We start from the raw sequence: 24,442 nt of genomic DNA on the forward strand, positions 1-24,442 counted from the left end.
TGATGCTTCTCTTGACGCTACTCGTAGTGTGCGTTCCCTAACGCACAAATTACCACTTTTAATCAACTAGTTACTCTGGTTGAGGCATTTGGATTTTCTCCCTTACGGATGCTCAGTTAATTTATTTATTTATCTTATTTTTAAATAGAAAATTATGTATTAAACTAAAAATAATCAAGCTGTAGCTGCAAAATAAAGCAATACTAACACTAGTAAATGCAGGAACATTGAAGAATTTAATCAGCCATTGAATTACAATTATGGCTACGATGCTAAAAATAAAACTAGCTATAAAAGCTACTAAATTTTTGGGCAAAATATTCTCCTATTTATATTTGATTTAGGCTTAACTTACTAATAGTTTGTTGAGTCTCATAAATACAGTCATAAATGTTACTGATAAACCTGGTTAATCAGCTTGTTTGGCTTAATTTAAGATTTTAATTAAACTTGTTGACGAGTTTAATTATCTCGAAGCTAAAAAGTGATATTAAATCTGCGACTTATGCTACGCTATTTTCCGTATATAAATATTTTACAAATAATCGCGTTTCCTATGTAGAGATGGAAAAAAAGGCGATCGCTTGATTAGTCTAGCCAATTTCAGGAAAATCACACCTTCATTGAATGGTAACTAAATAATGATTTAACTTTTGATTAATAGCTTCTATGACATTAGATTCTTCAGGTGTAATTACCCCATCTAAATTAGCAATTTTTTCACATTGAGCTAGTAAAGGTACAGCAAAATCACTATTTATTTGCTCAAGTAATCTTTCTAAAGATGGTGGTGATTTGATGTGTGCTGCAATTGCCTCAATTGAGGCAGGGCTAAGGTTAGCAGCTTGTAATTCTGGCAAAATATCCTCCCAAGATTTATCTGGATTACCTGCTAACACAACATGAACTAGTATTTGATCCATAATCTTCTCTTGAGAAATAGCAGCTTCGAGATATTTTTCGCTCTCCGCTTGAACATCTATCAAGGTTGCTTTTAAAGTTAATGGATTCTGCTTTGCCTCATAAAATTTACAAGCTGCATAACCTAATGCATAGATCATTACTGCATTTGAACTAGCCCCAATTAAGGCTCCAACACCTGGCGTAATTCGCAACAGACCCAAACCAGCTTTAATTGCTGTTTTTCCACCTAATCAGCCCCAAACAGCGAATTGAAAAAAGATGGTTTTTGAACAGATAATTTACCGTCTGTTTGAGGTACTGACAAAGAGGAATTGAGTTTTACTTCTAACTCAAATTCTTGTTGCCAATCTGGAAAATCTTCTCCTGTCTCTCTTCCATATATTTTGACTTTTGTAATAGATTGAATATTTAAATTCATTAATGCATCACGAATCGGTGGAACTAATGTTTGCTGCTCTGGAACCTTGGCTGATTCCAGCATTATTTGTAGACAATCTTGTTTTAGAGTGGTTTTTGTCTTAATACTGGGCGAGTTTAACCACTCATTTACCAGAGTATTAATCGCACCTGTATCACCCTGCTTTGCAAGTTCTATAGTATTTGGCTGTGTCATTTTTAGTAGCGGTGAGCAGTTTATACCTCCTTCTAGTGTTCCCACTTATAAGCAACTAATAACACTATCATTCGTCCTTATCAACATCATCAGCCGTCAAGAGTGCTTGTGAACTATGGCGCACATAAAGCACGCCGTCACGAATTGCGAACAAAATATTTAGTACGAACAAAGCAAAAAAATGTCATATCCGATACAGTCATTTAACAACCATCAGTTATCCTACTCTGATTCATCAGCACAACCTATTACGGGATCGCTTGCAGTATTGTTCATAGTTTGTTACAAAAGTACAAAGAACTTCTAGAGACCAAAAACCTAATGTTCGGCGGACTTACTGGTTTAACAGATCCCAAAGGCACTGATTGGGGAGAGCGGATGCTCAATACAGTCGCTAGCCAAACGATTCGCCACCTGTTTACCCAAAGCGAGTCAGTAGAAGTCTTTGTGCGCTGCTATCCCTCCAGCAAACTGTTGCAAGGCAGCATTGACAGCTTTAAAATGAGCGGACGTGGCTTGGTGATTCGGAGAGATTTTGCAGTTGAGGAAATGTCTTTTGAAACTGATGCGGTTGCTATTGACTTTGGCTCGGTGATGAGTGGCAAACTCAACCTCAAGCAACCCACCCAAGCAGTAGCTCAAGTGATTTTGTCAGAAGATGGGATTAATGATTCTTTTAGGGCGGAACTGGTAAAGAAGCGCTTGCTTAACCTTTCTGTCCCAGCCTTGACGGCTTTATCTGGGGGTGAACCTGTTTCTTTTACGGAAGTCCAAGTAAAGTTATTGCCACACAATCGCCTGCATCTTGTAGCACAGGCGGATTTAAACAACGGTGAACTCATCCCCCTGAGTATGACTGTTGGTATCAGCATTGAAAGACGGCGGCGGGTTTCTTTTAAAGACCCGAAAATTGAACTTGATCTGGTGCCTGAAGCGCAACGAGAAATTTCCCAAACTTTGAGCGTGGCACTGGTGGAAATTTTGGATAATATGGTCGATTTAGATCGCTTTGACCTCGATGGGGTGAAAATGCGTCTCAACCGTTTAGATACTGAGGGACAAAGGTTAATTTTTAGCGGATATGCGGAAATAGAACGAATTCCCCGTAGTTCTTGAGATGAAAAATAAATTAAATGCCGCCTAAAAAAAATCTAGGCGGCGGTTTAATTTTTTGGGTATTTGATTAAAAATTAATTTTTAGCGGCCTATACCCACATATTGGAACCCAGCCCGCACCATTTCTTCAGGATTGAGGAAGTTACGACCGTCAATGATGACGGCATGGTTCATTAATTTTGCCATTTTGACATAGTCCAAGGTGCTAAACTGCTGCCATTCGGTGACGAGTACTAAAGCATCGCAGCCATCAGCTAGCCGTTCGGCATCGGTTTCTACTAGGACGCCAGAAATACCATGACGTAGACCTGTTTGGGAAACAATGGGGTCGTAGGCTTTGACTTTGGCTCCCAGTCGGTTTAGCTGTTCAATGAGGTTAAGTGCTGGGGCATCGCGCAAATCGTCGGTATCTGGCTTGAAGGTGAGTCCGAGTAGTCCGACAGTTTTACCTTTGAGGATTTTCAGGACTTGTTGGAGTTTTTCTAGAGCAATTAGCCGTTGGCGTTCGTTGACGCTGACAGATGCTTTCATTAGCTGGGCTTCGTAGCCGTAATCATCAGCGGTGTGAATGAGGGCGGAGACGTCTTTGGGGAAGCAGGAACCACCCCAACCAATGCCAGCTTGTAAGAATTTATTACCGATGCGGGAGTCTAGACCGATGCCTTTTGCTACTTGGGTGACATCAGCACCGACGCGATCGCAAATATTGGCAACTTCGTTAATAAAACTAATCTTGGTGGCCAAAAAGGCATTAGCGGCGTATTTGATCATTTCTGCTGAACTCAGGTCTGTTGCCAGTACTGGTACAGGTGCTAAAGACTGATCAACGGCGTACTGACGCTCGACAATTGGGGCATACAGTTCTTTCATTAAGGCGATCGCTTTTTGACTATTGCCGCCCAAGACAATGCGATCAGGGTTAAATGTATCGTAAACTGCCGAACCTTCACGCAGAAACTCTGGATTACTGACTACATCAAACTGGGCTGTAATCTCAGGTAGATTCTCGTCAATTGCTACCCCACCTGCGGGTACTAGTGTTTTCTGACGTTCAGCAATGCCATCTAAAACAATCATCCGCACCCAGTCACCAGAACCAATAGGCACTGTAGATTTATTGACGATTACCTTATAACCACCGTTGAGATTTACCCCAATGCCACGAGCTACAGCTTCTACATAACGGGTATCACTTTCACCAGTGGGCAAAGGAGGGGTTCCCACTGCAATAAACAGAATTTCGCCGTGGGTGACTCCAGCCGCTAAATCTGTGGAAAATTCGATCTTTCCAGTATTAATGGCAGACTGCATAATTTCTGAGAGTCCCGGCTCGAAAATTGGGGACTGGCCAGACTTCATTAATTTGACTTTTTCTTCGTTATTATCTACACAAATTACATCATGCCCGATATGAGCCAAGCAAGCACCTGTGACTAAACCAACATAACCAGTACCAATTACGCAAACACGCATTTTCTTTAAGTCCTCGCTTTTTTTCGGGTTTTTCGACAATTCAGAAGCTTTCAGCACGAAATCTGTAAACAGGGGTCAAGCCCAGCCACTAAGAGAGTGAGGCTGCACTGAGATTCAGAGTAGCCCTAAACAGTACTCAAAAGCCTGACTACTTGATATCGTTTTGGATACGCTCGCGGAAATCTTCTACTGTCAGTTTTAACCCGTCTTGCAGAGGAATGGTAGGTTCCCAATTTAACCAGGTCTTTGCCCTTGTGATATCAGGACGACGACGACGCGGATCATCAGCAGGTAATGGCTCAAACTTAATTTGTGCGTCTGGGTTAACCATGTTTTGCACTGCTTGTGCCAATTCTAAAATGCTGTATTCATCAGGATTACCCAGATTTACTGGCCCAATGTGCTCCCCATCCATCAATCGCATCAGCCCTTCTACTAGGTCTGATACGTAGCAGAAGCTACGGGTTTGTGTACCTTCACCGTACACAGTTAAAGGAATACCTCGCAATGCTTGAACGACTAAGTTGCTCACTACCCGACCATCGTTTTCTAACATCCTGGGGCCGTATGTATTGAATATTCTGGCCACCCGAATATCGACTTTATTTTGTCTGTAGTAGTCAAATGCCAAAGTCTCAGCAATTCTTTTGCCTTCGTCGTAGCATGAACGAATGCCAATGGGATTGACACTACCTCGATAATCTTCAGTTTGGGGATGAACTTCTGGATCTCCATACACTTCACTGGTGGAAGCTAATAAAAACCTAGCATTGACCCGTTTAGCTAAACCCAACATATTCATCGTTCCCATCACGTTAGTTTTAACGGTTTTGACAGGGTTGTACTGATAATGTACTGGGGAAGCAGGGCAAGCCAGATGATAAATTTGATCCACTTCTAACCGAATTGGTTCGGTGATATCGTGACGGATCAACTCAAAGTATGGATGATCTAGCCATTTGAGGATATTGCGTTTATGTCCTGTATAGAAATTATCTAAGCATATTACTTCATGCCTATCAGTTATTAGTCGATCAATCAGATGGGAACCAATAAACCCAGCACCACCAGTCACCAAAATTCTCATATTTTTCCAATTAGTTACAGATATTTTCAGTTATTTTCAGCAGCTATTGCGCTTGTTTTTAGATGACCCAAGTTGGATACAACAATATATGACCAACAGGGATAAATAAAAAGGTATTTGTAGATTTTTACCAATTTTGTTATATTTGTCAGCCCTATCTGTATAGTTCAATTAGCAAAATAACAAATATATTCTGATCATTGTGGTTTTTTTAGTTATAGTTCATCAAATCTTCAACAATATAAAGTGTTTTACAGTCATTGTCATTGGTACTAAAATTCCATATTTCCTAGAGTAAGGTAATAAATAATTCCGACATTTGTAACAATGCAAAATTAATTATATTGTCTCATCTTTGCATTTTTTTACACAACAATTTTGATATTGGGAGTTCCAGTTGGAAGCAATGCTGTTTGAGTGTGTTGCGGTTCTCCAAGGATGATGATCGAGCAGGTGAGTTCCCTAGCTAATTGGCTGATGACATCGCTAATGACTAAGCCTCCAGGGCTTGTTTTGTTGCGTATAAATGGCAACACCACTAAATCATATAATCGCGCTGCTTGCAAGATTGCTTGGGCTACATTGTCATGGGCGATGATTTGGATTTCTGGTGGATTGGACAAAGCTAATTTAGACAGTAATTGGGAGAGATGCGATCGCCTAGCAGCGATTTCATTGGAACTGGTGTGGTGATGTCTTCTCTTGGAGACGCTAGCCGTTGCCGTAGCAGATCCTCTAGCCATACGACCAGCTTCGCTAACCCACACGTTCAGCACCGTAACTTGAGCTTGATTGGCCTCAGCCAGCATTTGGGCAAATAGCACAGGCTGTAGGGCGGGTGCGATTAAGTTTTCCAGGGGTACGAGGATACGCTGAATTTTTTTCGGTGATTCCACCAGACGTGTCACCGCTACTGGACAATGAGATGCCCAAAGAACACTATCAATAACATTGCCAAATAGACGCGCTCGCAATCCAGTACGGTTACCCCAACCCATCAGAATTAAACTCGCCTTTTGTTCGCGAGCTGCTCTGCTAATTCCGGGAGCGAAGGCATCATCGATTCGCAGCAATGGTTCTGTCGTCACGCCCAAACCTCGACTCTGGGCGCTGGCTTTTGCCAGTAACTGCTCACTCCGTTGCAGAGAAACTGCTAACCGGGGTGCATCCATTTGAGCAGCAGCAGGTGCGATCGCTAGGGGAACAATTCTACCATTGCACTGACGCGCCAATAATGCCGCCATTTCAATCAAATACTGCTGAGTCTGGGGATTATAGACGGGTACGACTATAGTAAAAGTACTATTTGCTCCCTCTGGGTTCTGGTCAGAAAGGGCGATTAGCCCTGGCTCCTCGGCTAGGGAATTCATCAAACCCCCAGCTACCCGACTAGTAATCAAAGGCCCCAAAGTTGATGTTACAAGCATTAAAATAATCACACTATTTAATACTTCTGGTGGTAGCAATCCAACCCGATGTCCCACTAAAGTTGCGGCTAATGTTGCACCCACTTGGGGCATACTAAGCGACCACATCATGAGCATTTCTTGCCAGTTATAGCGGTAAATCACTTTTGCCAACAAAGCTGCAATAAATTTACTGGCAATCAAACCAACTACAATGAAGAGTGTTAACTTCATTGTGCCCTGGCTGTTGACAAATGCAGGCAGATCGATGAGCAAACCAATGTCAACAAAGAAAATGGGAATGAACAGCGCGCTGCCAACAAATACCACTTTTTCTTTAACTGGCCCTTCACCCAGGGTTTCATTCACTGCCAAACCTGCTAAAAAAGCGCCAACAATTTTTTCGATCCCAATCAATTGAGCGCCCACAGCAGCCAGGAATAAGGAAAGCAGCACAAATAAAAATTGGTGGGACTCGTCATCTCCAGACCGCCGAAAAAATTCTTTGCCTGCCCAATCAAAGCCGATCAAAACAACAAAGGCGTAAACAGTTAACCAACCTAATAAGGTGACTAGATTTAGTAAGCTGAATGATCCAGTATGAATAGCTACACAAATTGCTAATACTAATAGTGCGCTAATGTCAGTAAAAATCGTGGCTCCAATTGTGACAGTCACCGCTTCGCTATTTACCAGTCCCAGGCGACTAATAATCGGATATGCCAAAAGGGTATGGGAAGCGAATAAAGAGCCAATTAATATTGCAGCAGTCCAGCCAAAGCCAAAAATCCGCCCTACTAAGGTTCCCACCACTAAGGGTACACTAAATGTAAAGCTGCCAAACCCCAAGGAACGATTTTTGCGTCGGCGAAATAGTTTGATATCAACTTCTAGTCCGGCTACGAACATCAAGTAAACCAACCCAATATCTGATAGCAGGTTCATCACCGGCAAATCAGAATGGAATAAATTCCAACCTGATGGTCCAAGTACTATCCCAGAGAGAACCAAACCTACTAATCCTGGTAGTCTTAGCCGCTCAAATAAAATGGGTACAACTAAAATGACCACGAGCAAAATGGCAAAAGGAATAATTGGTTCTTTGGCGAGAACTTGGGAAATTGGTTCCAAACCAAGAACTTGTGATATGAGTTCCATAGGTAGGACGGTTAAGGGGGCGATGGTGGGTCTGCGATGTTTAAACCTCTGTCGATACTGAATCCACAATGTTCTTAGTCAAACAATCTTTCATCTAAAAGATAGTGTTTTTTCCGCAGTGGGAACAAGTATGAGAACTTGGGAACCATCTGTCAACAACTACAAGCTTAGATATGTAAAGTTCAGACTTAACTGCAAAAATCCAATATCCGCACTGCATCCCATTATCTATTCATCCCAGAAGACGTGATAAGAAATGATCAGGAATTTTGTGATAGTTAGTGACCCTGAACAAAACTAAAAAATATAAATTTACACTATCTAGGCAGTTGTCTCAAAGCTAACTACCTATGGGTGGATTTGACTCAAAATAAATCGTAAGCGATCATAATCGTCTTTCAGCAGCACACTTAGGTTACGTCCAGCTTTGATCAGCCATTGTCGGTCGGCTTTGCGTAACTGGTACACGAATCGAATAGCAGCTGCGGCTAAAGACTCTACAGGGGCGCCATTGATCAAAAGTATTGTCCGCAAAAAATCTAGCTCTTCGGTGAACTTAATTATCGCTTCTGGTTCGCACCGATAAACAGCTTGATGTATTTGTGGAGGACGGGGTGGTAGATACTGATATACCCTTCCGTTATAACCTATATTATGGGTTGGCTGCTCAAAGCCGACGATCGCCGCACGGAATTCAGTTTTGAGCATGGCAAAAATTTGGGGTTGTTCCTCGCGCAAGTTTTGCAAAGACAACCCCAAGGCCCTTGCCCGGTGTACAGAGTCTATGGGCGTGGTCGTGGCATAATACACCACAGCATAAACCTGATTGCCTGACTCTTCATCCACAGAACAGACCCAACTACCAAAAGGTGGCATGGGGGGAAAAGTCAAGTCGTCCGGTTCCAAACATTGTGCCAAAAATTCGGTAGTAGTGGTCTCGATCACCTCCGCAATATGGTTAGGTTGGCGATCGCCAGTAGCAAACTGTGGCAAGGGAAGGCGCATAGTCGTCATTAGTCCTTAGTTATGAGTCATTAGTCAATAGCCAATAGTCTTTTACTAATGATCAATGACCAATGACTAATGACTAGTAATTATTTCCCTTTTTTCTTTCCTGTGGTCTCTACGAGTTCTAACTCTGGTAGACGAAAGGTAACTAATTTATCCCAGTTACCACCTTCAAATAGCACGGCTATCTTACCATCACTCACCCGTTGCACGAGTCCTTCGTACCGATAATAGATATCTGCAGCATTCTTAACGCGAACAGTTGCTCCAGGCAGGATCATGTTTTTACCCTCGCTTATTTCCTTTTCTTAGCTTAATACTTGTTAGTTGTTAGTTGTCAAATTACTAATGATCAAAGCCGCTTCGCTCCAATTATAAATTCAAAATTAAAAAAGAAGAATTTAATTGACCGCGAAGCGACTGATCACTGACCACTGACTACTGACTCAAGAATAATACTTCTGCCGTTGGCGAAAATTGGCTACAGATTCCACTATTCCTAAAGCAATAAAGTTGGTTAGCATGGCAGAACGCCCATAACTCATCCAAGGTAGGGGAATTCCCGCCACAGGAGCTAAACCAACAGTCATACCAACGTTAACAATCAGTTGAAATACGATCATTGACAAAACACCAATAGCCAATAGGGAGCCAAAGTTATCTTTAGCAGTTTGGGCGATATGCAACAGGCGGAAGCAAATTAAACAAAAGACAAACAGTAGTAACAAACAACCAAGAAAACCGAATTCTTCGCCTACTGCCGAAAAAATAAAGTCTGTATGTTGCTCAGGCACAAAATTAAGTTGGGTCATCGGTCCTTTGAAAAGACCCCATCCCCAAATTTCACCTGCACCAATGGCAATACGAGATTGGTGTTGGTGATACCCAGCACCCAGCAGGTCGTGTCCAGGGCGAAGAAATACAGTTAGTCGGTCTTTTTGATATTCTCTCAAAATATGGTTCCAGGCGAAGATGCCTAATTCTCCACCCAGCATGTTGAGCAGCCATGCACCGATGCTACTAATGCCAAATCGCTGCCAAGGGAGGGTTCGCCAGCCTACAATAGCCATAGCGACTGACCAAGCTAACCCTAAGACGCCGAAAGATAGTTGCTCGAATACAATTAGTGGCTCTGATAAGGGCCAAGATGTACCAAACAAAATGGCAGCAACGATAGGAGAAATTAAAAGTATCAACCAGCCTGGGTTGGCATTTGCCCAGTACAACATTCCTAAGACAATCGCCCCAAATACTAGTGAGGTTGCCAAATCAGGCTGAATAAATACCAATCCCCAAGGTAGGGCGGTGAATGCCAAAGCACGGAAAAAGTTGGGTAGGGTAGCAGCGGTACGTCGATGTAATAAAGCTGCTAGGGTGATAATTATCCCTACTTTCGCAAATTCTGAGGGTTGCACATTGAAGCCTGCGATGCTGATCCACCGCTGTGCCCCTTTAGCGCTAGTCCCAGCTATCATCACGGCGATCAGGCTGAAGTTTGTCAGGACATAAGTTACCCAGTGCCACTGAAGCAGGAATTCGTAACGGCTGCGAGCCAAAAATAATGAGATCAATATGCCAATACCAGCTACGAGCCAGTGCCACCACCAATCGGCTACTGGCTGCTTCAATTCTGTACTCAGGATCATAATGCCGCCAAAGATACTGACAGCGACAGGCAAACAAAATAGCAGCCAATCTACTTGTTGCCAGGGATTGACCCCATATTTCCAGCGAATTTTGGGGAGCGAACGTTTTAACAACATTGTGTGAGTTTAGACAATATCTTTTAAATTTTCAATTTAGCTAAAAATCTGTATTCCTAGGCTACGGCCCAGGAAACAGGCAACAACTAAAATCTCTTATGTCAGAGCCGCAACTGATACTTTACCAGCGATGGCGAAGGCGATCGCTTTTAATGCTTTTGCCGAAGCTGAATCTGGATCAGCAACGACTATTGGCACGCCACTGTCACCGCCAACTCTTGTGGAAATCTCTAGCGGCACACACCCCAACAGCGGCACTCCCAACTCAGCTGCTGTTTTCTCGCCACCACCAGAACCAAAGATGTCATACTGCTTATCCGGCATATCTGGGGGAATAAAATAGCTCATATTTTCTACTATTCCCAATACCGGAACCTTCATCTGTTGAAACATTCGCAATCCCTTACGAGAATCTAACAGTGCTACAGTTTGTGGTGTGGTGACAATTACCGCTCCTGCCATCGGTACTGCTTGAGTTAAAGTTAACTGAGCATCTCCGGTTCCCGGTGGCATATCGACGATCAAATAGTCCAGTTCTCCCCATTCCACTTGATAGAGAAACTGGCGAATCACTCCATTGAGCATTGGCCCACGCCAAACCACTGGCTGGTCTGGGTCAATCAAAAAGCCCATTGAAACTAATTTGACGCCATGATTAAAAGCAGGTTCTAAAACATCTCCTTTTTCAGTTGGACGCACAATAATCTGGGCATCAGCTAGTCCCATCATGGTTGGGTCGTTGGGCCCGTAAATGTCAGCATCCAGCAAGCCGACTTTTGCCCCTGTTTGTGCTAGAGCCACTGCGACATTCACCGCCACCGTGCTTTTACCAACGCCACCTTTACCACTAGATACAGCAATAATATTTTTGACTCCAGAAATGCCAGTGCGGTCGGGCAAGCTTTTTTGCTGGGGTGTTTCTGCTGTCACTTCTACACTTACATCTGTAACACCTGGCAGCTTTTTAACAGCCCTCTGGCAGTCTTCTACGATAAATTCCCGTAAGGGACAAGCGGGAGTGGTCAACACCAAAGTGAAGCTAACTTTGCCACCCTCAATTTTAACGTTGCGAATCATGTTCAGTTCTACCAGACTTTTGCGGAGTTCTGGATCTTGCACTGGTCGCAACACGTCTAGGACTGATCGGGAATCTAGGACATCGTACATAGTGTTTTTACCATCGCCCCGTAATAATACTTAACAAAATTTCCTCATTACCTACTAGGATCTTAGACTTTCTGATGGCCTAGGGTATTGTACTCAAGAGGTAGAGAAGAAGAGGTTTCTACTGCCTGCCCCCCAATCCCCAACCCCTAATCCCCAGTACCGAAATCCCCAGTAAAGTGTCCCCTATTAAAGAATTTTTTCTTACCTGACACCCCTGACAATGGGGCTTTTTCTACAGATTCAACCAAGGAACGTGCCACCCGATCTGCATAAGGACGGGACAACGACCAAATCAGGGGTGATAACCAACCCCGTAGAGTCACAGAATAAGATAAACAAGTGCCACAAACCGTTGACTCTACCTGGTAAGTCACCCGTTCCTCGACGCCTGGAATTGCCAGCACGCGGATACTCAGCATCTCTTTGGGATTCACACGCTCCACAAAAATCTGGATGGGAATCGGCCAAAAGCGTGTTACTGCCTGGAAAATTAATCCGGGTTTCGGTACTAATCCGTAGGGGACGTTGGTACTTTTAAGTAGTGGATGCCAGGAAACGTCTGTTAAGTCAACAACCTTTTGCCAGAGTTCATCTGGTGAAGCAGAACTAATCTCTCGATAGGTTCGCACCAGAGAAGCGCAAAACCGACGACGTTTGCGGTGGATGAATTTTGATAACCAACCTCGCACTGTCCTAATGCTCCTCTTCGCTAAACTTTTTCTGGCAACTCTGGCATCTACTAGGCAGGTTTTGGGGGATGACGATCATGGCGTATCCCTGACTGCTTTAAGGATTGAAGGTCAATAATCCTTAATAGACTAATTATTTATAGTCTGGAGTCTGGCACTTATACCAGAATGTTAAGAGCAACAAGTCCAAAAAACTCGGTCAATATACAAGACTATACGCATTTAAAAAAATGATGGCTACTTAGTATAATACTTAATGCCTGGTTTATCAGATAACTGAAAATTGAGTAACCAATAGATTTTGGCTCAAGAACCGCCAATTTTGTCCAGGTTTTTCCCAAGGGTCAGTTGATTGGTGGCAACAGAGTATGAGTATCAAAGGAATGGTAAGGTAAGTTAGTTAGATGAGTATTCTATAAATATCTAGCTTTGACAGCAGATTGCTTGATATTAAATGCTCAATTTAACGGAGATCATGGTTTTGAGTATTTCTATGAGTATTGCCTGAAGACTGAAAACTAAAAGCGTTGAAAAATCGACGTTTTTGTAATTTACGGCTAATCACTCTAGTCATGGACATCTATCGTCTAAATGCTTGACAAGTAAGAAAAAAGCAAGTTAGGCAAACTGTAGCCCTGATTGTTGGCTTTTCTGGCCAATAAATTTTTAAACTAAAAATTTGTGGCTTTCTGGAAATTGTATTTTAGAGTCGGGAATCTATGTTGACCAAATCACAAACCCCAACTGTAGCAGCAGAATCATCCACGTCTTTACCGCCAAGTGACGCTAAGGCTAGGGTTCGTCAGTTTATGCAACAGCTGCAAGACGAAATTAGTCAAGGTTTAACAGATGTGGATGGTGTCGGTAAGTTTAAAGAAGATAGTTGGGAACGACCAGAAGGTGGCGGGGGGCGATCGCGCATATTACGCGATGGAGCTATCTTTGAACAAGCAGGTGTAGGTTTTTCTGAGGTTTGGGGAGATCATCTGCCGCCTTCAATTTTAGCCCAACGTCCAGATGCAGCAGGACATAGCTTTTATGTGACGGGCACTTCAATGGTGTTACACCCCCGTAATCCCTATGTACCCACAGTTCATCTGAATTATCGCTATTTTGAAGCGGGGCCAGTATGGTGGTTTGGCGGCGGTGTGGACTTGACACCCTATTATCCCTTTGCCGAAGATGCAACACATTTACATAAAACACTGAAGCAGGCTTGCGATCAACATCACCCAGAGTATTACCCAGTGTTTAAGCGTTGGTGTGATGAATATTTCTATCTTAAGCATCGAAACGAGACACGGGGTGTCGGTGGCCTGTTTTTTGATTATCAACATAGTCAAAGTGCTTTATATGGTGGCCCCGATCCTCATGGGGTAGCGGCTGCTTACAGTAACGAGGTGGGATCACCAACACCACGCAGTTGGGAAGAATTATTTGCTTTTGTGCAAGATTGTGGTAGGTCTTTTTTACCAGCATACATACCAATTGTAGAACGGCGACATGGCATGGAATATGGCGATCGCCAACGGAACTTTCAACTGTACCGTCGGGGCAGGTATGTAGAATTTAACTTGGTTTATGACCGAGGCACGATTTTTGGATTGCAAACCAACGGACGCACAGAATCAATCCTCATGTCTCTCCCACCCTTGGTGCGTTGGGAATACGGCTATCAGCCAGAACCAAATTCCCCCGAAGCTGAGTTGTATGAAACCTTCCTCAAGCCTCAAGATTGGATAAACTGGGCCCCAGCAGATAAATAGTCAATAGTGTTGAGTAACACTCCAGGAATCAATCTGGAGGAAGTAAGGAAGTTTTATCTTAGCTACTTTGCAGATCGATACATGATTTTTCCGGTTGTTTTACTCAGAACTCGCATCTGTAAAATCTGGACTATTTGGGTAAATTGGACTACTAAAGTAAACACTTAGTTTACAAAGTGACAATTATCGGTTTATCTTGTTCAGTTCAAGCGTCAGCTGAAAAAAATCCTGTTGCTGGTGGTGAGCCAACTAATTTACTAATTTACTGGAATGTTTTCCAGTGACGGTAGAATTTAAGAGTGCTATACTAGTGATTATTTTGGCTCACCAATCTAAGTCTATATACAGGGGTAGTTTATTTTGAGAGGCATGCCAGGGGGGAGGGCTTCAGTGATTCATATAGACCAAAAAACCTATACAACCCAAGACGGCAATACTGTAATTGTCTTGACACCAGCAGGGCGCTTAGACATCACCACTGCTTGGCAATTTCGCCTAAAGTTACAGGAGTGCATATCCAAACTCAGTCGCCATATAGTTGTGAATCTAGGTCAGGTAAATTTTATTGATAGTTCTGGCCTGACTTCTTTAGTGGCTGGGATGCGTGATGCTGATAAAGTCAAGGGCAGTTTCCGCATCTGCAATGTCCATCCAGAGGCCAAACTTGTGTTTGAAGTCACGATGATGGACACAGTCTTTGAAATCTTTGAAACAGAGGAAGAAGCTTTAGAAGGTGTGCCTCGCAGTATTGCCAGCTAAATTTTGGATGATTGAAAGTACTGTTCTCGCTTAGTGTAGCGATAAGGTCCAATAATCGCCCCCCATGTCGCCTTTCCAGTCGCTGAGTCAATACCTTTGTCGTAACTGTGAAATGTTGCCTCAGTAGCTTCAAACCCCAATGAGACTTGTATGGTATTACCAAGGTAGGTAAAGCTACAACGAGTTTCTGGTGGTGGGAAAGCAGTAAACTGATAGCGGCTGGGGGCTATTTTTTCTTGGGCAACTGTAAGAATGCAGCCTGGCAATAAATCTAATTGATCTAGTGTTAGCCTATCGAGTAAGGCGGGATTACTGCCAGCCCCTTTTAAGGCGGTTGGATCTTTAGGCATATAATATTGCACCTCCAAGGGTGCCTCACAGTCGCGCCCTTGTCTGAGCCGGATGATTCGCTGACGGTAAGGTTGATCTAGCTTGACAATATTTGCTTGTTCAGCAAAGATGGTCAAACTGTCTTCTGAGAATAAATCAACAGGGCGCTGCCACAAGCGTAGATGAACGTACCAAACAGGTTCCGCTATAGCCTGTTCCCGATTGTCGAATTCACCAGCCAGGTAGTTACCTAGGGCTATTAACTGTGGCGAGAAGCTCATAAAATTTTATTGATAGGCAAAAAAAGTATAAATCTGATTAGCTCTGCAAGCAAGAGTTTTTTGCCCTGTATATAATAGGTGAGATTAAAAATCAACCGTTAGCTAAAACCGGAACTTGGCAAAGTAGCCTTTAAGCGACAAAATAAGAATACGTCGCCCTTAACATTTTCTTTGTGAATAACGTCCGAACTGTCTCTGATACAAAGCGAACTTTCTACACTCTTCATACCCGTCCGATCAATACGATTTACCGTCGGGTAGTGGAAGAATTGATGGTGGAAATGCATCTGCTGTCAGTAAATATCGATTTTAGCTACAATCCAATTTATGCCTTGGGCGTCGTCACAACCTTTGACCGCTTTATGCAAGGCTACCAGCCAGAACGGGATCAAGAATCAATTTTTAATGCCATAATTCAGGCTGTAGAACAAGAACCGCAACGCTACCGCCGGGATGCTGAAAGGTTGCAAGCTGTAGCTCAAGGTGTGCCAGATCAGGATTTAATCGCCTGGTTGAGCCAAACAACTCACTTAGATCGAGATGCTGACTTACAAGCACAACTACAAGCGATCGCCAATAACTCTAACTTTAAATACAGTCGCTTATTTGCGATTGGTTTATTTTCGTTATTGGAGTTCTCAAGTCCCGAACTAGTCAAGGATGAAAAGCAACGCAATCAGGCACTAAAAGCGATCGCTACTGGTTTGCATCTATCTGATGACAAACTGAGCAAAGATTTAGATCTATATCGCTCCAACCTAGACAAGATGGCGCAAGCACTGATAGTCATGGCAGATATGGTTTCAGCCGATCGCAAAAAACGGGAACAGCGTAAACTACAATCAAGTACCCCAGTAGCTCCCCCCAGTGCTAACGAATAGCTAAAAGCAGTCAATAGTCAAGAGTCAAAAACCCTTGTACTATTGACTTGTGAGTGTAGACTCTTGATTTTTGGGCAATAAATATTTTATTGGCGCCTGGTTATTTAAATTATTAACTTCAGACACCCAATAATTTGTAGAGCAGATTGTTAATAATAGTGAGCGTAAACGCTCCTAAAACAGCACTCCAAATCCCATAACGCAAGCGGAAACCCTCAACTAGCCAGGCGGCAATACTAAAACAAACAACAGCAATCACGAATGTGAAAAAGCCGGATAACAAGTCAAATGTGAGAAGAGTTGGTACTGCAAATACAAGGCGTAAAATCGGTCTAATTACTGCCGTCACTATCCCCAGAACTGCTGCGGACAAGAAGGCTTTCCCAGGAGTGTCAATTTCAACTCCCAAAGGCAATTTACTAATAATCAACAAGCTGATAGACGTTACTATCCAAACAATTAAAAACGTCACAATGTCATTCATTGCCATAACCCCTGAAACGTGAATGGTGATTGGCGATAAATTACTTGGTCTATTGATAGAAAAATCTTTGTAGCCCAACCAATTATTTGTAAATTATCAGCTTTTTGTCTCTGGCTGTAATTTATTCTCTATATCTTTAGGTTTAGAAAAAAACTGGCAGGGACAAGGATAAACCTCCTCGTCCCAAGGGATATCACCTTTGAGGTGCAGGATTAGTGTTTCCGGGTGCTACAGGAACTTGCGGCGCTCTTTCGTTGGGAACTACCGGAGAAATTCCAGGATTAACAGGACTGATGCCTTCCTGTGGTGCCGTGGGAAAAGGAACTTGATTGGGGGCAGAGGGCAGATAGGGGTTAAAAGGGTTAGGATTATCTTGTGGATTAGTGCCGGGAACTGGTGCGGTATTAGGACTAATCGGCAAAGAAGGGTCAGTAGACTGGTTCGTTGAGTTTGTCGGTGCTTGAGAAGAACCAGGTATAATTCCCAAAGACACGCGATTGCCCCCCACTTGTCGCAGCAAGTCTAATGTCTGAATGACATCGTTGTAAGTTGCTGTGCGCGACGCATTCAGCACCAAAACACCATCGGGATTTGCCTGGACATACTGCTTTAATCTTGCCGCCAAATCTTCCCGTTTTACAGCCTCTTTTTCTATATAAGTTTGGCCAACAGCATCGATTGTGACAGGTAAAATATTACTACCGCTCTGTGAATTTGCCGCAGATGCTGTACCTGTATTGGCTTTGGGTAAATCAACATTAATTGCCTGTTGGCGAGTAAATTGCAAAGCTGCCAATAGAAAAAATGTCAGGATACAAAAAACGACATCAATTAAGGGAATGATTTGAATTTGGACTTCTTCAATTGGAGTATGCAGGTTAACCTTCATCGTCTCACTCTTACGCCGAATTAGGGGTGGAATTATTGACTATTGCTCAGGTTTTAATGGCTCAGATTCTCCTGGGGTTTCTGGAGGTTGAGCAAACTTGGTTTTACCTCGCTTGCGGGGGGGATCAAAACTTTCCCGTGAAGATTCCCGTTCAATGACCGAAGTAATTTTGCTAAAGTCAGGTGGGGACTGGCGGTAGAGCAATTCTAAGTCATTCCCAGCCTTACGAAAAACTTTAACTTGGTTAACGACAAAACTTTGAAATAGGCGGTAGAATACCAAACTAACGATCGCAACTATTAACCCCGTTGCCGTACTAATTAGAGATTCTCCAATACCAGTAGTTACCCCAGCTGTAGATTCGGTTCCCAAATCGCCAATGCGAATTGCTCGCAAAGACTGAATCAAACCCAAAACTGTACCCAACAATCCTAACAACGGCGAGAGAGCAATCACAACTTCTAAAAGTTTTTCACCCCGTCGCATTCCTGCCAACTCGTCTTCTGCTGTAGACTCCAGTGCCAAGCGAAATGTTTCTGCATCGCTTTTCCGTAAACGTAAAGGCGCATAAAGAAACCGCCCAATAGGCTGATCTGTTGATTTTTGAGCGATTTCCACAGCCATTTCCCAGCTATCATGGGCAGCATCTAAGACGCGCTCAACTATTTCTTTTTCCTGGGTTAAGATCCGCAACCAGAACCACAGACGCTCGAAAATTACACTTAAAGACAGAACCGACAGCACAAGCAAAGGCCACATCGCTGGCCCGCCCTTATAAAACAGATCTAAAATATCCACTGTGTAGGCTTCCTCCCTCCATCACTAGAACAACTATCCCAAAGCATTTTAATTTTAGAGATTAATGCACAACTACCATAATGACTTACTGGATTGCCTCTTAGGTAGTTAGCCAATCCTGATAAGTAGCATTTTCCATAGAAACTAGGGCGGTTATTCCCACCGGGAGTTTAAAGCATAATTTGTCAAAATAAAAGATAACTTGAGGGTAAAAATATGAACTTCTCAATCCAATCGCTTTACAACTGGTATCGTAATTTGCTGCGTAATCCAAAATACCGTTGGTGGGTAATTATCGGAACCCTAGCTTATCTTATCAGCCCAATTGATATTGCTCCAGATTTTATCCCTGTTGTCGGACAAATAGATGATGTTTTAATTTTGAGCTTGTTAGTTTCTGAGGTTTCTGCACTGGTGATTGATGGCTGGAGAGCTAGTAAAGGTAATGTGGATACAGAAACTAATAATACTCCTGAAGATTCTACCTCCAGCGCCAACACCATCGATGTTGATGCTGTTTCCGTGAAGTAGGGGGATATTTTTTTAACGCAAAGGGGCGCGGAGGGAACCGCAGAGGGCCGCTGAGGAAGAGTTAGAGGTTGTTGGCTACGCGTTTGATACCTTCCTTAAGGTGGAGGACGTTGAAGTTGAGGAGTAAACCGAGTTTGCAGTTGGCTAGTTTGAGGTAGGTGAGGAGTTGAACGGAGTGAATTGGTTTTAAGGACTCTACAGATTTAATCTCGACAATTACTTTGTTTTCGACTATCAAGTCTAACCGATAAACGCATTCTAATTCGACATTCTGGTACACCAAAGGTAAGGGTATTTGCTTACCCACACTCAAGCCGGCTTTCCTTAATTCGTAGTCTAAACACTCCTGGTAAGCTGACTCCTATAAACCTGGCCCCAAAATTGTATGTACCCTCATCGCACAACCGATAATTAGCTCACTTAACTCATTCTCTCTCATACTCAGCGTACCTTTGCGCTTACCTTAGCGAAACTCTGCGTTTAAAAATCTTTCACAAACTCAGTCAAGAATCTAACCGCTTTCAGGATATAAGTAGCGCAATCTCTAGGAGATGTGTTGTAAAACGATCGCCAAGCTGAAGCTTTATCTTCATCATAGCGATCGCCTCCTTGGGGATGGTTTTCTAGCCACGCTAACCGGACTGCATGACCGATTAATACATCCAACACGATATATTCTTCAATTTGTAAGTTGGGGTTGTTGGCGGCGATGGCGGCTAATTCCATTAATGCTTCAATATTAACTTGGCGATATTCTGGAGCTTCGATTTTGTTGAGTAAATGCTCAACTAGCAGGGCAAAATTTCTTTCCCCTGCTGTCATTGCTGAAAGCATTAACTCACTCTCTAAACGATTGCGGCGCTCTAATTTATCCCCAATCACTAAGCCCTTGCAATGTTGCATCAATACCCACACTTGCTTAAAAAAGTTTTTGGGTACGCGGCCAGTTGCTCCCTCTGCTTGGCGAAACCGGCGCCAACCACCTGGTGGAACTTCGATTTCTTCACTAATTGAGGGTAGCACTACCCAAGCAATATCACTTTCTTTTTGCTTGATGTGGAGTGACTCTTGCTGACGCAACAAACTACTCATGCCAGAATATCCAGTTAATACCTGATGCAAGCGTGTTTTCACCTCAAAGGGCGAAAGTTGCATTAAGTGATCATAAGCTTCATCTTGAGTAACTTGCAATTCTTGCGCTACTTCGCTGGTAATTAACAAGATGAGATAGCCAACTCTCAGGGTGATAAGTCCTTGAAATAGTTCAGGTTCTGATCTGATTAATATACCAAGATAGATGAGGATTTCTTGCGTCAAAACGCGATCGCGGATATCCTCACGACAGAAATGATTTATTTTTTCGGCAATTTCATTGTGGGACATGGGAACCGCTATCAGGGAAGCTTCGCTGTAAGCCCTACCAACGGCAATTTGCTTACCTTGTATCAAAATGCTTGTTACCGCATCAGACAAGCCGATATCAACCATTTTCCGCAACCCAGCAGCACGGCGTACTACCGCCCAAATGCCTAAATCCCCGGCTTTAGTGTAAACTTCATCGAGTAAATCGCCTACGGTAACGGGATGTTTGGGGCCACCATACCCCGTATCAAATGTTAATCCCTCCAAACGCGTCAAAGTTTGCAACAACTCAATTTGCTCGTAGATGTTCTCTGATGAACGCAAATGAGACAGCAATAAACCAAAGTTTGTTTCACACTCCATTTGGAATTCTTGAGTATGTCCTAAGCTCCAGTTTTTATCGGGATGATAAGCTAGGTAATAGCAACGTGGACTAGCATTTTTCATCGGTGACTGGGTAAATTCTTCATCTTGAAGAAAATCAATTCTTTGAATTCCTGCTGTCAGCATCAACTGATTTAGCCGCCCTAATTTTACCCGCACACCATTACAAACACCATCTTTCAATTCTTGCATTAGTTCTAATAATGCCTCAGAGCCAATCTCTAACATAGTGTGAGTCAACATTAAAGTTAGGGTAGGACGCCCCAAATCACTCCAATATTTTTGAATGTAAGCTAATTCACTTCTGAATTGATCTATCAGAAAATGGTAATCAAGGGTTAAATAAAACTGCTGGGAGTCTAAAAACGAAGGCAAAAATACAATTGTCTTGCCATGAATGCGAAAAAATCTTGATGTTGTCAAACTCCGCAAACGTCGCACCGGACGCCCAGTTAAACCGAGTTTATCATTGCGACCAATTTGGGTATAAATAGCGGAAAATTCCCCTGCTTTTCTCACCTGAATCGGTTCTACTTGGGTCGGTGTTTGGGTTTCGATGCCGTGAACTGCTAGATTTGCTTGTAAAACTTCATCTTCAGCTAACAAGGCAATTTGTACCAACGCCTCGCGTTTTTTGCCGACACACAAATGTCTACCTAATGGATCAATATCTCCTACCGCTATTAATTCCTCGCTTAACATTTGACCGAGAAGATATAAACTTTGCGCCCAAATTAAAGGCACATTTTCGTTAGGTAAACGCGGCTGACTTTGGGGTGCTAATTTTTCGGCTTCTACGTTTTCGGCGGGAACATAGTAAAGTTCTGGTAATAAGTACAAGCCACCACGCTCAATGAGTATTGCTTCTAAAAGCTTTTGGTATTTTTGAACTTGATTTTGATCACCGCGAAATAAACCATCGAGAACTATATAAGCAAAAAATAACGGCCATTCACATTCGATATGCTCAAATTGCTTGAGTTCCGCCGGTTCGTAGTGCAAACGCTGGCCATCTTCTAAGACGGTTTGGTGTCCATCACGAAGGAAGCGTTTACAGCCATATTTACCTGCAAGTTTGGTGACAATTTCGTTAAATGTGCGATCGCGCAATTGCTCATCTTCCACTGCAAAGGCAGGAAAACTAATGATACTCATCAGCGCCCCATCAATTTCTTTAGAGCCAGATTCTCTTGGTAATAGAGATTCTAACGTAATTCGAGCGCGGGCTATTTCATCTGGTAACACATGAATCACCGATGTTTGACTCCCATGCACACCAAACAAATTTAGTCCGTTGATGGCTTCTAAAGCTGCTTTAGCCATACCTACAGAACTGGCGTTTAACTCTGCACTGCCATGATTCATTTTATTACCCCGTTCCCAAATTCCGTAATCTGGTGTGCGGTAAGCTCGTCCAATGTAATAAACCAAATTTTGGACGAAATTAACTTCATCAATTGTGTAAACTATTGGCAATCCCGCCGCGGTCATTTGCGCCAACATGAGCAAAAATATAGATGTGGCATCTAATTGTAAATGCCCCCATTCATCATCACCAACTACAATGTCGCCGGTTGAAGTGTTGTATTTAGCGTGCAGTCCATCTAGTAGAGATTGAGTATGTTTAAATGTCTCTACTTTCTGTGCTTGTCGCATCATCGCGAACAGTAAACCACGCATCAGTTTGATGACGCTGTATTCTAGTTCATAAGTGCGTCCTTTGTCTTCATCTACCTTGCGGTACGCAAGTCCTAAACCCCAAACTGCCATAATGCTGTAAACATTGTCTCGCACCCAAGCATCTGTATAATCACCGTGGGCACTAACTGCTGTACTCGCAGGTAGCAAACCAGTAATGGGATTTTGACGCGCCAGGATGATGGTTTTGATTTGCTGGTAGTAATATTCTAGGCGAGTTAGAGATTCGGTAGTTGTTTTCATAAATTCGTTAATATTGGCAAGACAAAATTTGATGGATGCAACTTTTAAGGATAATCCTTTTCTTTCTGTGAATTTGTGGTTATTTGAGTTTGCTTGAACGATGAATATTTTATTTAACAATTTTATATCATAAAGTGTTTGTAATTAAAAATCGCCTGTTTTACAATAATTCTATAACTTCTATACTGTTAGGTTTAACCATGCAGACACAAGCAGCACCTTTCACTCTGCGGCTGTTGACTGTTGCGGAATACCACAAGATTGCAGAAGCGGGTATTTTTCACCCAGAGGAAAGAGTTGAGTTAATTGGTGGACAGATTATCAAGATGATTGCAAAGGGAACTGCTCATACTTCAGCCGTTAGACGAACGGCGAAAATTTTAAGTCGCTTGCTGGCAACTCAGGCCGATATCATAACTCAAGATCCTGTCCAATTAAGTAATTTTTCGGAACCTGAGCCGGATATCGCTGTAGTCAAAGTTAACCCCCTTGACTATGCAGACCACCATCCTACCACGGCGGAGGTGTATCTGATTATTGAAGTGGCAGATATTAGCTTTAAATATGATTGTGACATCAAGGGTAAAATTTATGCCCAATCTGGAATTAGAGATTATTGGTTGTTAGATGTGAATGAACGCCAACTTCATGTATTTCGAGAACCGACTCAGCAGGGATATCAGAGTAAAGTAATTTTTGCTGAAGATGGGACTGTTTCACCTTTGCAGTTTCCTAACATAAGCATAGCTATCACACAGATGTTACAGCCTTTGATTAACCAATAGGCGTAATAAAAGTAAACTATCCTAAAATAGGAATTATTTTTATCAATAAAAATATTTTCATAACTACTAACTTAATATAAATTCGCTCGAAAAAGGTCAATTTTATCGATTTAGGTGATAATCGTTTCAGGTCTAATTATTCAGGAGGTGCGATCGTGGTTCTTGCTCAAACCAACCCGCCAACCCTTGCCCCAGACGCGACAACAACTCACTTCACCCCAGATGAGTATCGGGCAATTGAGGAAACTGCCGAAGAACGCCACGAATACTGCAACGGAGAGATCATCACCATGCCTGGAGGTTCCCCCGTCCACAGCCGCATTACCGTAGACATCACGGCTTTTCTTAACCTAGCTCTCCGAGGCACCAACTTTCAAACCTACAATGGCGACTTGCGAATCTGGATTCCTAACTTCAATCATGGAACATATCCCGATATTATGGTGATCGATGGTGAACCAGAATTTAATGGCAATCGCACAGACGAAATTCTCAATCCTCTACTCATTGTCGAAGTCCTTTCGCCCTCCACTGAAGCTTACGATAGAGGTGAAAAATTCAGAAAATATCGCTCCCTGCCTAGCTTTTGTGAATATCTGCTCGTCAGCCAAACTGAACCCTACGTTGAGCAGTATTATAACCGCGACCAAAAAAGTAGCGATCGCTGGGAATGGCAAGTTTATGATCACATTGATCGGTCAATTGTTCTGCACAGTTTAAACGTAGAACTTCCCATGTCTGAAATTTATCGCCGCATTAAATTTTAACTAATTGTTAGTTTTTTAGACAAGGGGAAATCAATTATGTGGATTAGTACATTTATACTATACACTAGGTAAGTACTGTG

Annotated in this window: 22 protein-coding genes and 1 pseudogene; 7 read left to right on the forward strand and 16 right to left on the reverse strand. The window is 42.7% G+C overall.

Going from position 1 to position 24,442, the window contains the following annotated elements:
* Positions 1–620: 620 nt before the first annotated feature.
* Both H6G32_RS26570 and H6G32_RS26575 read right to left on the reverse strand, forming a co-directional pair.
* Entirely contained in the window at positions 621–1,061 is a 441-nt protein-coding gene (locus H6G32_RS26570) for a hypothetical protein (RefSeq protein ID WP_242046458.1), read from the reverse strand.
* 89 nt (positions 1,062–1,150) lie between these two features.
* Entirely contained in the window at positions 1,151–1,537 is a 387-nt protein-coding gene (locus tag H6G32_RS26575) for a hypothetical protein (RefSeq protein WP_242046459.1), read from the reverse strand.
* A gap of 321 nt (positions 1,538–1,858) precedes the next feature.
* Here H6G32_RS26575 and H6G32_RS00480 point away from each other — a divergent pair, with 321 nt between their 5' ends.
* Positions 1,859–2,653 (forward strand): LmeA family phospholipid-binding protein, encoded by a 795-nt coding sequence (locus tag H6G32_RS00480; protein WP_190453235.1) that lies wholly within the window; start codon positions 1,859–1,861, stop codon positions 2,651–2,653.
* 81 nt (positions 2,654–2,734) lie between these two features.
* Here the strand turns inward: H6G32_RS00480 and H6G32_RS00485 are convergent, their stop codons facing one another.
* The 8 genes from H6G32_RS00485 to H6G32_RS00520 all read right to left on the reverse strand — a co-directional run bounded on the left by H6G32_RS00485 (position 2,735) and on the right by H6G32_RS00520 (position 12,404).
* Positions 2,735–4,126: a UDP-glucose dehydrogenase family protein gene (locus H6G32_RS00485; RefSeq protein ID WP_190453239.1), complete on the reverse strand. Its 1,392-nt coding sequence runs from the start codon at positions 4,124–4,126 to the stop codon at positions 2,735–2,737.
* 148 nt (positions 4,127–4,274) lie between these two features.
* Positions 4,275–5,213 (reverse strand): UDP-glucuronic acid decarboxylase family protein, encoded by a 939-nt coding sequence (locus tag H6G32_RS00490; protein ID WP_190453241.1) that lies wholly within the window; start codon positions 5,211–5,213, stop codon positions 4,275–4,277.
* Positions 5,214–5,578: 365 nt separating this feature from the next.
* Positions 5,579–7,777, reverse strand: coding sequence for a cation:proton antiporter domain-containing protein (locus tag H6G32_RS00495; RefSeq protein WP_190453243.1), 2,199 nt, complete (start codon positions 7,775–7,777; stop codon positions 5,579–5,581).
* A 348-nt stretch (positions 7,778–8,125) separates the two neighbouring features.
* Positions 8,126–8,782 carry an HAS-barrel domain-containing protein gene (locus H6G32_RS00500; RefSeq protein ID WP_190453493.1) on the reverse strand — a complete coding sequence of 219 codons (657 nt, stop codon included), beginning with the start codon at positions 8,780–8,782 and terminating at the stop codon, positions 8,126–8,128.
* Positions 8,783–8,871: 89 nt separating this feature from the next.
* Complete coding sequence (locus H6G32_RS00505) at positions 8,872–9,066, reverse strand: NAD(P)H dehydrogenase subunit NdhS (protein ID WP_190453246.1); 195 nt, start codon at positions 9,064–9,066, stop codon at positions 8,872–8,874.
* A 165-nt stretch (positions 9,067–9,231) separates the two neighbouring features.
* Positions 9,232–10,548 carry a rod shape-determining protein RodA gene (gene rodA, locus H6G32_RS00510; RefSeq protein ID WP_190453249.1) on the reverse strand — a complete coding sequence of 439 codons (1,317 nt, stop codon included), beginning with the start codon at positions 10,546–10,548 and terminating at the stop codon, positions 9,232–9,234.
* 96 nt (positions 10,549–10,644) lie between these two features.
* Positions 10,645–11,715, reverse strand: coding sequence for an Mrp/NBP35 family ATP-binding protein (locus tag H6G32_RS00515; protein ID WP_190453251.1), 1,071 nt, complete (start codon positions 11,713–11,715; stop codon positions 10,645–10,647).
* A 146-nt stretch (positions 11,716–11,861) separates the two neighbouring features.
* Complete coding sequence (locus H6G32_RS00520) at positions 11,862–12,404, reverse strand: SRPBCC family protein (protein WP_190453253.1); 543 nt, start codon at positions 12,402–12,404, stop codon at positions 11,862–11,864.
* Positions 12,405–13,123: 719 nt separating this feature from the next.
* Between H6G32_RS00520 and hemF the strand changes: the two genes are divergently transcribed.
* Both hemF and H6G32_RS00530 read left to right on the forward strand, forming a co-directional pair.
* A complete protein-coding gene (gene hemF / locus H6G32_RS00525; RefSeq protein WP_190453254.1) occupies positions 13,124–14,170 on the forward strand; it encodes an oxygen-dependent coproporphyrinogen oxidase in 1,047 nt (348 codons plus the stop codon).
* 390 nt (positions 14,171–14,560) lie between these two features.
* Positions 14,561–14,929, forward strand: a complete 369-nt coding sequence (locus tag H6G32_RS00530) for an STAS domain-containing protein (RefSeq protein WP_015208595.1) — start codon at positions 14,561–14,563, stop codon at positions 14,927–14,929.
* Here the strand turns inward: H6G32_RS00530 and H6G32_RS00535 are convergent.
* A complete protein-coding gene (locus H6G32_RS00535) occupies positions 14,926–15,540 on the reverse strand; it encodes a chromophore lyase CpcT/CpeT (protein WP_190453257.1) in 615 nt (204 codons plus the stop codon). The two genes, H6G32_RS00530 and H6G32_RS00535, sit on opposite strands and share 4 nt — an antisense overlap.
* A gap of 173 nt (positions 15,541–15,713) precedes the next feature.
* Here H6G32_RS00535 and psb29 point away from each other — a divergent pair, with 173 nt between their 5' ends.
* Positions 15,714–16,421 carry a photosystem II biogenesis protein Psp29 gene (gene psb29 / locus H6G32_RS00540; protein WP_190453259.1) on the forward strand — a complete coding sequence of 236 codons (708 nt, stop codon included), beginning with the start codon at positions 15,714–15,716 and terminating at the stop codon, positions 16,419–16,421.
* A gap of 118 nt (positions 16,422–16,539) precedes the next feature.
* On the opposite strand, the gene H6G32_RS00545 is transcribed toward psb29, so the two are convergent.
* The 3 genes from H6G32_RS00545 to H6G32_RS00555 all read right to left on the reverse strand — a co-directional run bounded on the left by H6G32_RS00545 (position 16,540) and on the right by H6G32_RS00555 (position 18,592).
* Complete coding sequence (locus tag H6G32_RS00545; protein WP_190453261.1) at positions 16,540–16,905, reverse strand: phage holin family protein; 366 nt, start codon at positions 16,903–16,905, stop codon at positions 16,540–16,542.
* 193 nt (positions 16,906–17,098) lie between these two features.
* On the reverse strand, positions 17,099–17,794 hold the full coding sequence (locus tag H6G32_RS00550) for a biopolymer transporter ExbD (protein ID WP_190453263.1): 696 nt from the start codon (positions 17,792–17,794) through the stop codon (positions 17,099–17,101).
* 39 nt (positions 17,795–17,833) lie between these two features.
* On the reverse strand, positions 17,834–18,592 hold the full coding sequence (locus H6G32_RS00555) for a MotA/TolQ/ExbB proton channel family protein (RefSeq protein WP_190453265.1): 759 nt from the start codon (positions 18,590–18,592) through the stop codon (positions 17,834–17,836).
* A gap of 216 nt (positions 18,593–18,808) precedes the next feature.
* Between H6G32_RS00555 and H6G32_RS00560 the strand changes: the two genes are divergently transcribed.
* Entirely contained in the window at positions 18,809–19,123 is a 315-nt protein-coding gene (locus H6G32_RS00560; protein ID WP_190453267.1) for a YkvA family protein, read from the forward strand.
* Between the two features lie 61 nt (positions 19,124–19,184).
* On the opposite strand, the pseudogene H6G32_RS00565 reads toward H6G32_RS00560, so the two are convergent.
* Positions 19,185–19,562: pseudogene (locus H6G32_RS00565) on the reverse strand (GxxExxY protein).
* Between the two features lie 41 nt (positions 19,563–19,603).
* Positions 19,604–22,810: a glycoside hydrolase family 15 protein gene (locus H6G32_RS00570; protein ID WP_190453269.1), complete on the reverse strand. Its 3,207-nt coding sequence runs from the start codon at positions 22,808–22,810 to the stop codon at positions 19,604–19,606.
* 200 nt (positions 22,811–23,010) lie between these two features.
* Between H6G32_RS00570 and H6G32_RS00575 the strand changes: the two genes are divergently transcribed.
* Together H6G32_RS00575 and H6G32_RS00580 are read left to right on the forward strand one after the other, a co-directional pair.
* The gene (locus H6G32_RS00575) at positions 23,011–23,595 is read left to right on the forward strand and encodes a Uma2 family endonuclease (RefSeq protein ID WP_190453271.1); all 585 of its coding nucleotides are present in this window, start codon (positions 23,011–23,013) and stop codon (positions 23,593–23,595) included.
* A gap of 155 nt (positions 23,596–23,750) precedes the next feature.
* Positions 23,751–24,362, forward strand: coding sequence for a Uma2 family endonuclease (locus H6G32_RS00580; RefSeq protein ID WP_190453273.1), 612 nt, complete (start codon positions 23,751–23,753; stop codon positions 24,360–24,362).
* Positions 24,363–24,442 lie beyond the last annotated feature (80 nt).

Origin of the sequence: Cylindrospermum sp. FACHB-282, from assembly GCF_014697195.1 — a bacterium.
In the GTDB taxonomy this organism is placed as follows: domain Bacteria; phylum Cyanobacteriota; class Cyanobacteriia; order Cyanobacteriales; family Nostocaceae; genus Cylindrospermum.